The organism is Pseudomonas sp. AC247 (genome assembly GCF_979258015.1).
This window is the reverse complement of record NZ_OZ409829.1, coordinates 2814417-2828242: the sequence shown is the minus strand read 5'-3', so window position 1 is coordinate 2828242 and position 13826 is coordinate 2814417. Positions and strand designations below refer to the sequence as shown.

The window sequence follows — 13826 nt, the reverse complement described above, 5'->3', positions numbered from 1 at the left end:
GTTTTTGCAGGCCTGCGGCAGCTTTGGCCACCCAAGTGTGGCAATCAAAAAAGGATCTCGTAGTGATGCTCGCTCGCCCATCCCGTCGTCGTACCCGTGTTCTGTCCTCCAGGCGTGAAGCTCTGGAGCCGACGCTGTGGCTGCTCAAGCCGTTGGCGCACGCCGTGGCGTTGTGTCTGGTGGCGGGCAGTGCGCAGGCGCAGACGGCGTTCAGTTCGAGCTGGTTTGCTGCCAAGGGCGCAGCGCAGCAAGCCGCGGCGGCACGGCCGAGCATGGGCGGTTTGCCGGGCATGACGCCACCGCTGGCTCAACAACAAAAAGCCAATCAGCAGCTGCAGCGTTCGATCCAGACCTTGAACAACACCGTTGCCGCGATTGCCGCACAACAAGCGGCGCAGGCGGCCGGACGTGCAGCGGCGCTGGGCACGGTGCAGTTTGTGCCGGACGGTCTGGGTGAGGGCGGTTTGAAAGTCGATAACAGCCTCGCCCAGGGTTGGCAGAACGCCAAGGGCCCACAGCAGACTCAGGCTGACGGCAAGACCACGGTGCAGATCGAGCAGACCGCCGACAAAGCGATCCTCAACTGGGAAACCTTCAACGTCGGCCGCAACACCACGGTCGAATTCGCTCAACAAGCGAACTGGGCGGTGCTCAACCGGGTCAACGACCCGAGTGCGCGGGCCAGTCAGATTCAGGGGCAGATCAAGGGCGCCGGCACGGTGATGCTGGTCAACCGCAACGGCATCGTTTTCAGCGGCAGCAGCCAGGTCAACGTGCGCAACCTGGTGGCGGCGGCGGCCAATATCACCGATATCCAGTTCCGCGACCGTGGGCTGTATTTCGACAGCACCGGCACTCAGCCGACGTTCACCGACGCGGCTGGCAAGGTGTTGGTGGAGCGCGGCGCGTCCATCGAGACGCACAAACCGGCGGTGTCCACCGATGCCGGTGGCTATGCGTTACTGCTGGGCAACGAAGTGCAGAACGACGGCAGCATCAGTACCGCCAAAGGGCAGACGGTGTTGGCTGCTGGTGATCGCTTTTACATTCGCAAAGGCTCGGGCACTGAGGGTAATACCTTTTCGACGACGTTTGGCAGTGAGGTCACGCCGGGCTTCAAGGCCGGGGCCGTTGCCGGCAAAGTCACCAACAACGGGCTGATTCAGTCCGCCACCGGCGACATCACCCTGGCCGGTCATGAAGTGGTGCAGAACGGTGTTTTGCTCGCCAGCACTTCGGTGTCCACGCGCGGCACGATTCATTTGCTCAACCCGAGCACTGACAGCACCGGCAGCGTCACGCTGGGGCAGGGCAGCGCCACGGCAATCATGCTCGACAGCAGCGACCTCACGGCGCTCGACAGTCAACGCGACGCCGCGCTGACCGGCGTCAACGCCAACAACCGCATCCGTGGCGATCAATCGCGCATCGAGATCCAGAGCGGCGGCAGCGTCGAGTTCCAGAACGGCTCGATTACCTTGGCGACCGGCGGCCAGGTCGCGGTCAGTGCGCAACGACGCAGTGTGGTCCGTGATGGCGCGATGATCGATGTGTCCGGCGCCCTCGGCGTCAAGGTCGCGATGGAAAACAACAACATCAAGATCAACGTGCAGGGCAACGAACAGCGCGACGCGTCGATCAACCGCGAGAAGGGCGCGCTCAACAGCAACGACGTCTGGGTCGATGTCCGCGAATTGGTCTACGTGCCGGCCGGCACCAACGGCTATGCCACGGATCGCTGGTACACGGCGGGTGGCTTGCTGGAAGTGGGCGGTTACCTCGGCACCCAAGGCCACAGCATCGGCGAATGGATGGCCCAGGGCGGTACGGTGAGTTTCGCCGGTAACGACGTGGTCACCGAGAAGGGGTCGCTGATCAATCTGTCTGGCGGCACGCTGGATGTGCAGAGCGGCCAGATTCGTCAGAGCTGGCTGCGCGGTGCCGACGGCAAACTTTACGAAGTCTCGCACGCGCCAGGCGATCTGCTCTACACCGGGCTGTACAAAGGCTATGAGGACAGCAGCGAACGCTGGGGCCAGACCAGTTACTTCTACAACCCGCTGATCGCGCCGCGCTCACGGTTCGAGTCGGGTTACACCGTCGGCCGCGACGCCGGGCAACTGGTGATCGCCACTGCCAATGCGGTACTCGACGGGCAAATGATCGGCGAGGTGTATCAGGGCGAACGGCAGAATCAGGCGCCGAAACCGGTGCTCGACGGCTATGAACAAAGTCAGACAGCACTGGCGCGGCGAGCGCAATTGATCGTCGGCAGTTACGAGCCGACCTACGTCGCGGCGGCGAGTGGCTTGTTGTATACGCTCAATCCGACTCTGGACCAGGTGCAAATGGGCGGCGAACGTCCGCTTGCCGGCAGTGATCTGGACCTGGCCGGGGCGGTGTCCGATGCACGCAAGGGCAAGTTGTTTCTCGATAACGATCAACTCAATGGCTTGCGCCTCGGTGCGCTCAAAGTGGCGGCTAAGGATCAGGTCGTCGTCGACGGCGCACTGACGGTCGATAACGGTGGCGACATCACCCTGTATGCCCCGGATGTGCAGATCGGCTCTGACCTGACTGCGCGTGGCGGTAGCCTGCGCCTGGGCAACGTGCTCAATCAATTCCTCTCCAGCGATACCGCCGACACTCGGCTCACGGCCAAGGCCGACAAGACGACGCAGGTCAACGTGGCCGACGGTGTGCGACTCGATACGCGTGGCGTGTGGAGCAATTTGCGCACTAACCCGGACGATGGCGCGAACCTCGCGTACTTGAATGGCGGCCTGGTATCGGTCCGCAGCAGTGGCGATATCGATATCGGCGCGGGCAGTCTGCTCGATGTGTCCTCCGGCGGCGCTGTGCTGGCCAACGGCAAGACCCGGGGTGGCAAGGGCGGCGACTTGACGCTGGAATCCAGTGCGATTTCGGCGCCCGGTAAAACCCATCTCGACCTTGCGGGTGAGTTGCGTGGCTACGGCGTTACGGGCGGCGGCACGCTGACGGTGCAGGCCAACAAGATCCTCGTTGGCCAGACCGACCAGGCATTGACCGACAACACCCTGCAACTGTCCGGCGATCTGTTCAGCAAGGGGTTTTCCGCCTACAACCTGATCGGCCTGAGCGGGCTGGATGTTGCCGAAGACACCGCGATTGACGTCACCCTGCCGGTGTTCCGATTCGGTGATGCCGCGCCGAATCAGGTCAGTGGTGTCGATCCGCAAACGGCGCTTGAGTTGTGGACGCCGACGCTGTTCCAGGAAAACCCGGCCAAGGGCCTGCTGACCCAACGCGCCGGCGCCAGCCTGATGCTGCAGGGCGGCGCCAGCCTGATCGGCTTGATTGATGCCGCCAACAGCCCGTTGACCCTGGGCCGCGGTTCGCGCATCAGTGTCGATCCGGGGCAGAGCATCAAGCTGCGCGGGGCGGGGCAGATTACGGTCGAAGGTGAACTGAATGCCTGGGGCGGGACGATTGATATTCGTCAGCAACAGTTTGGCGCGATCAACCCGGGCACCTCCAATCAAGTGGCGGATTCGACTGCGCACAACCGTTCGATCTGGATCGGCGAGCAGGCCGTACTGGATGTCGCCGGACGCGCCAATACGGCCATTGATGTTCTGGGGCGCACGTACGGTCAGGTCGGCAAGGGCGGCAGCATCATCATTGGTGGCGAAATTGACCCGAAACTGGCGACGGCCACAGCGGCCGATGCCTATGTCATCGTTCGTCAAGGGGCTCGAATCGATGCGTCCGGCACCGAAGCTGTTCTCGATATCGCCGATCAGGAGCCGACCCGCGTTGCAACCGATGGCGGGCGCATCAGCCTGAGCTCCTACAACGGCTTGTTCATGGAGGGCAGCTTGCGTGCGGCGGCCGGAGGTGTCGGCGCTGCCGGTGGGCGTCTGGAGCTGGCGCTTGAGGTCCCGTTGTACTTGGATTCGGCAGGCAATGCGGTGCGCGCGCCGAGGGAAATCATTATCGGGCAAGGCTCTGGGGACCAGAAGCTGTCCGCCAACCTGCGGCCGGGCGATGGCGACGATAGTTTGCGCTACGGGCAGACGCGCCTGAGTGCGGATGAGTTGATGGCCGGCGGTTTCGACAACCTGAGTCTGCTGAGCAACGGCTTGCTGTCGTTTGACGGTGACGTCAATTTGCACATGAATCAGAGCCTCAATCTGTATGCCGGGGCGCTCTCGCTGGCAGAAAATTCCACTGATGCGGCACGTATCGATTTGCGCGCGCCGTACCTGCGCCTGTCCGGTGTCGGTACTTACTTTGAAGCGCCCACCATGACGCGGCCACGGGTGACCCTCAATCCCACGAACCGATTGTCGCAGGCCACGTTCAATGCCTCGGCGAATCTGCTGGATGTGGGCAACGGACTGTCGTTCGGTACGCAGGGTGCGATCTTGCAACAGCAAGGACCTGCCGTTGCATACAGCCGCCGGGCATTCGGCCTGGTGTCGCTCGACAGCAGCGGTGACCTGCGTTTCCTCGCGCCCAATGACCGTGCCGAAAAAACCCGCGTGTGGACCCCGGGAGACTTGAATCTCGGTGCGGCGCAAATCTACCCCGCCACGGGCGTGCAGGCTGACGTCCGCGCCGGCTATCAGGGCGCCGACCGGGCGAACGAACACACCCTGCGGATCAGCGGTCGCGGCGCGGCACCTGCGGCGGTGCCTTATTCTGTATTCGGCAGTTTGAGCCTGACCGCAGGCACCATCGAGCAGGGCGGGGTGATCCGTGCACCGTTGGGCCTGATTACCCTGGGTGACGATGTTCTAACCGCCACACGTGAGGTGCGCCTGTTGCCGGGCAGCATGACGTCGGTCAGCGCCGCCGGGCTGGTCATGCCTTACGGTGGCACCACCGACGGCATCGACTATCGCTACAACGACAAGTCGGTCATCTTGAATGGCATCACTGGCCAAACCAATGGCGTGGTCGTCAACTCGCAATACATCGATGTACAGGGCGGTGCGACTCTTGATCTGTCCGGTGGCGGTGATCTTCGCGGCGCCGGTTTCGTTTCAGGGCGCGGCGGCTCCACCGATGCCCGTCTCAATCCGTTGGTGCGCAATGCCGCTGACGGCACCTTCAGCTTGCCAGGGCTTGCGAGCAATCCGGTGTACGCCATCGTGCCGGGCAATCAGAGCGTGTATGCGCCGGTGGTGGCAGAGGCCGCTGCGGTAGATCCGCGGGTCGGCCAGCAGATCACCCTTGGCGCCGGCGTGCCCGGTCTGGCAGCCGGCACCTATACCTTGTTGCCCTCCAGCTTTGCCCTGTTGCCGGGGGCGTTCCGCGTTGAAGTGAATGCTCAGGCGACGCCGAGCGGGACGACGCCTGCGCTACAACTGCGCAACGGTTCCTGGACCAGCAGCGGGCAGATGTCGATTGCCAATACCGCTTTGCGTGACAGCCTCGCCAGTCAAGTGATCCTGACGTCTGCCGATGTGTTGCGCCGCTACTCGCAATACAACGAAACCAGCTTGACCCAGTTCATCTACAGCGATGCCGCGCGACGGGGCGTGCCGCGTGCGCTGGCACCCATGGACGGCAAGACGCTGGACTTGCGTCTGAACGCCGGTGGCGAACAAGACATTGCTTTGCAGTTCAACGGGCAGGCGCTGTTCAAGGCCGCCGAGGGTGGCTTTACCGGCACCGCCGTATTGCGCGGGGGCAATGCCGGCGCGAACTTTGAAATCCTTGGTGCAGGGCTTGCGCCAACCGCTGACTTCGATGGCGTCTCGGTCTACGCGGACACGCTCAACAACCTCAACGCCGGACGCCTGAGCATCGGAGCGATGCCGAATGTCATGTACGGCAACTCGGCCAACATCATCGGATTCCTTGGCACCAGCAAAGACATTGTTCTGCGTGAAGGGGCGATCCTGTCGGCGCCGGAAGTCTTGTTGCGCACCACGTCGACCCTTGGTGGCATCACGGTCGAGGCGGGGGCCGGGATCAATACACTGGGACGCGGCGATGTGGCCTACGACTCAACGGCCGGCTATTTCTATCAGCCTGACCAATCCAGTCTGTTGCTCGCTTCCAACGGCTGGACCCATGTTCTGGCGCCGAAAGCGGCCAGCGGCATTTCCGGCGGTGGCAGCATCCGCATCGGTGTCTGCACCACGACTGTGTGCAGCAACCCGGCGATCCTTTATTCGGACGGCAGTCTGACGGCCGCCACGGATAATCAATTCGAACTCGACGAAGCGGTGCGTTTCGGCACGCGCCACCTGGCGCTTTCGGTCGGCTCGGTCAACGCCGGCAGCGCCGAAGCACTGGCAGCGGCAGGCAGTCGCGTACCGGCGGGGTTGATGCTCAACCAAAACGTGCTCAATCGCCTGCTGCGTGGCGATACGCAGTACGGCGCACCGGCGTTGGAAACCCTGAGCCTGACCACCCGCGATGCTTTCAATTTCTACGGCAACGTGAGCCTCGACACTCTCGATCCGCAGACCGGCCAGAGTAAATTGCAGAACCTGGTGCTGGTCACTCCGGCGATCTATGGCTTGGGCAATGCCAACGATGTGGCGAGCATCCGCACCGCCAATTTGATCTGGAACGGCGCCACGCAAAGCCCTGGCGGCGTGATCACCGCTGGCGCCGGTACGGGCAGCGGCACGCTGGACATTCAGGCGCAACGTATCGAGTTGGGTTACGACTCGATGCCGCAAGCGAGCGGCCTGGATCAGAACAATCGTCTGGCGCTGGGTTTTGCCAACGTCAACCTGACCGCCAGCGACCGCATCACCGCCAACCACAAGGGCAGCCTCGCGGTGTATCAGGAGCAGGGCACTTACGACCCGGTCAAGGGTTACCGCTACAGCGGCGGCAACCTGAATCTGCGTACGCCGTTGCTTACCGGTGAAGCGGCGTCGGTCAGTGTGCTCAAGGCTGGCAACAATCTGACGCTCAGCGGTGGCGGGGCTGCCGGGGTGGCGGACGCGCTGGGTGCCGAGTTGAACCTTGAGGCTCGCAACATCGTGCTCGATAGCCGTATCGCCCTGGCCAGCGGCAAGCTGACGGTCAAGTCCGAAGGCGATTTGACCCTCGGCAATGCTGCGGTGCTGGACATTGCCGGGCGTACGTTGCCGTTCAACGATGTGAACAAGTACAGCTGGGGCGGCGACGTGTCGCTGTACAGCGCCAACGGCAATATCCGGCAGGCGGCGGGCTCGCGGATTGATCTGTCGGCGAAGAATCATCAGGCCGGCAACCTCACGGCCACTGCGCTGGGCGACGTTGCCGGGACAGTCGACTTGCAGGGTGAAATCCTCGGCGGCAGCAGCGGTTATTACGATGCCGGCGGCACGCTGGTGCCGTACAAGGCCGGGGGCGTGGACATCCGCGCGCAAAACCTCGGTGGGGATGCCTCGGCGCAGTTCGCCGCACTCAATCAACGCCTGAACGCCGGACAGGTGTTCGGCAGCCGCAGTTTGCAGCTCAAGCAAGGCAATCTTGTGATCGGCGATGGCCTCAAGGCCGGTGACATCAATGTCTCGGTGGACAACGGCAGCCTGACGGTGGCCGGTCTGATTGACGCCAGTGGCGAGCGCGTCGGCAACATTCGTCTGGCGGCGAAAAACGGTATGACGCTGGCCGGCAACAGCGTGCTCGACGCCCACGGTCGAGTCTTGCGCGTCGACAGCTACGGCAAGATCATCGATGCGCCGAACCGCGCCACGGTGGAGCTCAATTCCGGCGAGGGCGTGCTCACGCTGGCATCCGGCGCGCGCATCGACCTGCGTCACGGCACCGATGCGCTGCCCGGTTTCCTCGCCGGTCAACACGACGGAATGCTGCGCGGCACCCTGGAATTGAACGCGCCGCGTCTGGGCAGCAATGACATCGCCATCGACGCCAGCGGTGCGTTGACCATTCAGGGCGCTCGCTCCATTGGCCTCAACGCTACACGCCGCTACACCGATGCCCGCGATGGCGTCGATCAAGCGGTCAGTGGCCGACCGTATCAAGTCATCGATCAGGCCATGCTTGATCGCATCCATGGCGACAGCAACACCTTCATCAATGCGGCGCTGGGCAACAGCGATCTGCTGCAACGCAAACTCGCCGGTCTGAACAACGCTGCCTACGCCGATGCATTCCATTTGCGTCCGGGCGTGGAAATCGCCAGCAAGACGGCCGACGGCGACCTGGTGGTGGAGGGCGATCTGGACTTGTCCGGTTATCGCTATGCCAGCCTCAATCCGCACACGCGCTTGAACCCGGCGGTGTACGGTTCCGGTGAGGCCGGCAACCTGGTGATCCGCGCGGGTGGCAACCTCGATATTTACGGCAGCATCAACGACGGTTTCGCGCCGCCGCCGGTAACTCAGGACGACGCCGGCTGGAAATTGATTGCCGGTGTGCAGCCGTTCGGCGCTGATCTGATCGTGCCGGGCAGCGGGGTTTCGCTGGCTGAAGGGACACAGTTCCCGGTTGGCGCCACGCTCAATTACGACGTGACAATTCAGGGCGCGGTGTTGGCCAGCGGCACGTTGCTGCCGACTCAGGCAGTGTTGGCTGAGGCGTATACCTTTAGCGCCGGCACGGTGTTGGCCGGGGCCATCCATGATGCCAGTGGCAACCTGCTGTACGCGGCGGGGACGTTGTTCAGTGACAGTGTGACGGTGCCGGCGAACAGCCGTTTGGGTGCCGGTATCCGTCTGAACAAGGCGACCAGCCTGCAAGCCATGAACTGGCCCAAAGGCGTGCCGTTGCCGGGGGTTTACAACGCCGACCTGCAAAGCGTTTCCGGGGTCAGGCTGAGTGGTTCGCTGGCATTGCTGCGCGGATCGCTGATTCCTTCCATGACCGACGTGAAACTGGCCGACGGCACTTCATTGATCGAACTGCGTCCGTTTACCGGCGACCAGCAAGGCAAGAACTGGGCAGTGGCGAGCATGTTGCCGTCGGGCAGTGCGTCGTGGTCGATGCGGGTGGTGGCGGGTGCAGATCTTGGCGCCGCTGACAGTCGGGCGGTGCGGCCGCTGACCACTGAGGGCAATCTGCGCCTGGCGGATACTCACTACGGGGTGAAAGTGACAACTTCGGCGGGGAAACTGGTCTGGACTGCTGACAACCCGTTTGGTTTTGCCGAGTTTGAGCCTGTGCCAGATGAGTATCTTCCCCTTTGCGATGTACAGGTGGGTAGCTGCGCACCCATGGCGCGCTGGGTCTGGGCACCAGGCAGCGGATTGGGAGCCGATTATGAGCCAGTCCCGGAAGACTTCCAGATTATCTGTGAAGTACAACCTGATCTGTGCATCGGCAACAATCCGGGGAAATCCGCCAATGCCCATACGCAGATGTTCAGCGTATTACGCACCGGCACTGGCGATCTCGACCTGATCGCCGCCGGCAATCTGAGCATGGACTCGCCGTTCGGCGTGTATACCGCAGGCACTCAGTCAGCCAACGTTGACCCGCTCTATAACCAGAAACGCGGGCATCTCTCGGACAGCGATTCGGTGCTGGGCACGGCGGGTGCCGACTATGAGAAATGGGTCAACGGTGGCGCGGACAGCTTGTATCAAGCCTGGTATCCGCAGTTGGGCGGCAACCTGACGATCAACGCCGGGGGCTCGGTTTCCGCCGATTCAATAGGCAAGAAGGCGCTATCGTCGGGTGGCGGTTTCCGTGAGCAGATTGCCAGCGCGTCAGTGGGTAACTGGCTGTGGCGCCAAGGCACAGGCAATCCGGATGTGCCCACCGCCTGGTGGATCAACTTCGGCAGTTACGCCACTCAGTTGATGACAGCCGACGGCAATACCGAACCGTATCTGATGGGCTTCACCGGTTTCGGCACCTTGGGCGGCGGTAATATCAGCCTGCGTGCCGGAGGTGACGCCGGTATGCTCAAACCGTTGGGCGATGCCATCAATTATCCGCGCAGCCAAGGGCTTATCGTTGCCGTGGGTAGCACGGGTCGTATAGCCAGCGATGGCAGCGTGCAGATGACCGGCGGCGGCGATATGGACATTCGCATCGGCGGCGCACTGAACCCATCGCTGCAAGCGCGGGCCGGGGATAACGGGACTAAGCCGCCGAGGCACGACCTGCAAGGCGCGCTGATCAATTTGCGCGGGGCGGCGCAATTGACGGGCGGGGCACTGGGCGGCATCAACCTGCAATACGGTGCCATTTCACAGTCGCATGATGTCCGTGAAACCCGACCGCTGGATCCTTTCACCTCGACCACCAGCAACGCGTCCGGTGGTCTGGTGCTGATTCCTGGTGACTCGGGCATGAGCCTCAACACCCGGGGTGATCTGGTGCTGGGCGGTGCGGCCGATCCCGGTCGGGTGCGTCTGTTCAATGCCTCGCCGCTGCTCGATAGCAGCGGCAATATGGGTATCGGCGGCATCCTGAGCGGCTTCTCGCTCTGGACCGATCACACCGCCATCGATCTGTTTTCTGCCGGTGGCAATCTCACGCCGAGTACTCAATTGGCGGAGGTCGATGGGCGTCTCGACCCTGTGAACGGCGCCAATACCTCGCCCACCGATGGGCGCTTTGTCTATCCGTCGATTCTTCGAGCTGTGGCGGCTCAGGGGTCGATTTATGCCGGTCCATCGGCGGCATACGGCGAGGGCAACGCAGCGCCGACTACCGCGTATTCACTGTTGTTGGCACCTTCGGCAGCCGGACAACTCGAACTGTTGGCCGGCGATTCCATCTATGCCGGTGGCTATGCGATCAATCAATCCGGCGCTAGCCCACTGGCCATTGCCACGCCTTTCAAACCGGCATTCCAAGCCTTCTCCAGCAGTAGGGTCCAGAAGCCCCTCAACAGCAACTACGCCAGCGACGGTGTCAAGCCTGACGCCAATTCGCGTTATCCGTTGTTCGCTTTTGGTCCCAACAGCTATTCCGGATTGAATGACGTGCAGGGACCCGCAAGGTTTTATGCCTTGACCGGCGATCTGGTGGGGATACGCAGTGGTGAGACGTTGAGATTCGATAACTCGAAACGCACGTGGTACGAAGCCGCAGGCCCGGTCTGGATGGTTGCCGGACGTGACATCGTGGCATCCGGGACCAACCTGGGCCAACCGACAGCCGTGCGGCCCGATGAGATGGGCGTGGGTCGGGAAGGCATCACCTCGACCGGCAACCTGTTCGTTCATAACGACCCGCGAGATGTATCGCGGGTGTCGGCCGGACGCGACATTCTTTACAGCAGCTTCGATATTGCCGGCCCAGGCACGCTGGACATTAACGCCGGGCGCAACATCCTCATGGAGAACCGCGCCAGTATCACCAGCCTGGGTTCGTTGGTGGCCGGGGATCAGCGGCCTGGCGCCAGTGTGGTGCTGCAGGCGGGCACAGGCGCGCAAGGGCTGGATTACTCACGGTTCATCGCGCGTTACCTGAACCCGCAGAACCTCGCTGATCCGCAGGCCTCTCTCAACGGCCAGCCAGGCAAAGTGGTCAAGACCTACCTGGACGAGTTGCAGAGCTGGCTGACCCTCGGCTATGGCTTCAGCGGCAATGCCGAACAGGCACAAGCGTTCTACGCCGCGATGCCGAGCGCTGAACAGGCAATCTTCGCGCGTCAGGTGTACTTCGCTGAACTGCGTGCCGGCGGTCTGGAATACAACGATGTCGACGGCCCGCGCACTGGCAGCTATCTGCGCGGTCGCAACGCCATTGCCGCGTTGTTCCCGAGCACTGATGTGGCGGGCAATCCGATCCGCTACGACGGCGATATCACGCTGTACGGCGGCGCTGGGGTCAAGACCCTGTTCGGCGGCGACATCCAGATGCTCACGCCGGGCGGTGGTCAAGTATTCGGCATCGAAGGCGCGGCACCACCGTCGACGGCGGGGATCATCACCCAAGGCTCGGGCAACATTCAGCTTTACTCGCAGGGCAGCATCTTGCTCGGCCAGAGCCGGATCATGACCACCTTCGGTGGCTCGATTCTCGGCTGGTCCGCCGAGGGCGACATCAACGCCGGTCGCGGTTCGAAAACCACCGTGGTCTACACCCCGCCGAAACGGGTTTACGACACTTGGGGCAACGTGACCCTGTCGCCGTCGGTACCGAGCACCGGCGCCGGTATCGCCACACTCAACCCGATCGCCGAAGTGGCGCCGGGTGACATCGACCTGATCGCGCCGCTCGGCACCATTGATGCCGGCGAGGCGGGGATTCGTGTGTCGGGCAACGTCAACATTGCCGCACTGACGGTGGTCAACGCCGCTAACATTTCGGTGCAGGGCAAGGCGTCGGGTGTGCCGGTGGTGTCGGCGGTGAACACCGGCGCGATCACATCAGCCAGTTCCGCTGCATCCTCGGCCACGCAAGCGGCGGAAGACGTCGCCCGTCAGCAGCAAGCAGCAGCGCGGCAGAACCAGGCGTCGGTGTTTACCGTGCAGGTATTGAGTTTCGGCAATGAGCAACTCGCGCCGTCGCGCGATGGTGCAAGCCGTGCCCCGGCGCCGGGCTACAACCCGAACAGCCCGGTGCAGGTGCTGGGGGCAGGGGCGCTGGATGAACAGGCGAAACAGCAGTTGACCGAGGAGGAGCGTGGGCAACTGACCTTGTAACAGACTCTCGTGCAGTACGTTTGGGCGGCCGGTTGGTCGCCCTTTTTTTGTCTGCTAAAAACTTCGGAACTGGCCACATCCCTTGTAGGAGTGAGCCTGCTCGCGATAGCGGTTTGTCAGTTGCTGATGTGTTGTCTGACACACCGCTATCGCGAGCAGGCTCACTCCCACAGGGGATTGCGGTGGGTTTCAGAAGGCGTAGGGGATGCTGACTTTTGCCCAGAGCATTTCGCCTTGCGGGCGGTTCTCCACATCAAATTCCTTGGCCCAGCGAATCTCCGCGCTGGCGTACTTGAGAAAGGTGAAGTGCAGCGCCGGGCCAATCGCGAAGACTTCGCCGCGCACGCCGTCATCGACGTCCTGTCCGGCAAACTGCACGGTGTGGCCGAACTGTTTGTCGTCGGTGGTCTGCTTGAGGTAGTAGCCGTTGAGGCCGAGCATCAAGTCATCAGTGATCTTGTAGCTGGCCGAATAATCGAAGTGGAAGATCTGCCCGGATTTGTAGTCGGTGTCCTTGTTCTTCTCGTTGAAGCTGTAGGTGGTCTTCATCGACACTTCGGTCTTGTCGGTCGGCAGCCAGGTGAAGGAGAACAACGGTTTGTAGGTGTAGAAATTGTTGCTGGTGTTGGCCAGCCGATCGACGCTGTATTCGCCGGTCGGCACGGTGACTTCGATGGCCGCGCCGAGGGTCAGGTTCTTGCCCATGTCCCACAGAATGATCGGCGCAATGGTGGTATCGCCCATGCCTTCGCGGGTGTCGCTCAGGCCGAACACCGAGACTTCCTGCTTCAACCACGGCTGCGCGATGTAGCCGGCCAGCCGCCCGCCAAACACGCGCACCGGGCTCAGGTAGTCGAGGCGGGGGATCACTGCGGTCGACTCGATCTCGACATCGTGCACTTTGCCGCCCAGTGAACTGATGTTCAGGCTGCGCGATTTGTAGTGGTTGTAGTAGAGGTTGAACGCGACCATGTTCTCCGGAAGGCTGTCTACTTCCAGCGGCAACATGAAGAAACCGTCGGTGCCGGGGCCGATGTTGTCGACGCCGGCTTCGGTCGCCAACGCTGGTAGGGTCACGGCGCCGCCCAGCAAGCAAAGGGCCAGGCGCAGGGGGAATGTCGCGCGGTTCGGGTGCATATCCGTCCTCATTATTATTGTGTTTTGGGCGCAACGCCGGCACGCAGTCCGCCCGGCACTCTAGAAATAAGCGCTTGGCGCCCGGCAGGGCAGGGTATTGGCGGACACTGAGGGGGACTTCTGCGG

General features: G+C 62.6%; 2 protein-coding genes. One reads left to right on the top strand and one right to left on the bottom strand.

Annotation, left to right across the window (positions count from 1 at the left end; genetic code table 11):
• Positions 1–65 precede the first annotated feature (65 nt).
• The gene (locus tag ACZZ0B_RS12845) at positions 66–12563 is read left to right on the top strand and encodes a filamentous haemagglutinin family protein (RefSeq protein ID WP_463545379.1); all 12498 of its coding nucleotides are present in this window, start codon (positions 66–68) and stop codon (positions 12561–12563) included.
• Positions 12564–12752: 189 nt separating this feature from the next.
• Here the strand turns inward: ACZZ0B_RS12845 and ACZZ0B_RS12840 are convergent, their stop codons facing one another.
• Positions 12753–13700 (bottom strand): SphA family protein, encoded by a 948-nt coding sequence (locus ACZZ0B_RS12840; RefSeq protein WP_440095196.1) that lies wholly within the window; start codon positions 13698–13700, stop codon positions 12753–12755.
• Positions 13701–13826: the final 126 nt, after the last annotated feature.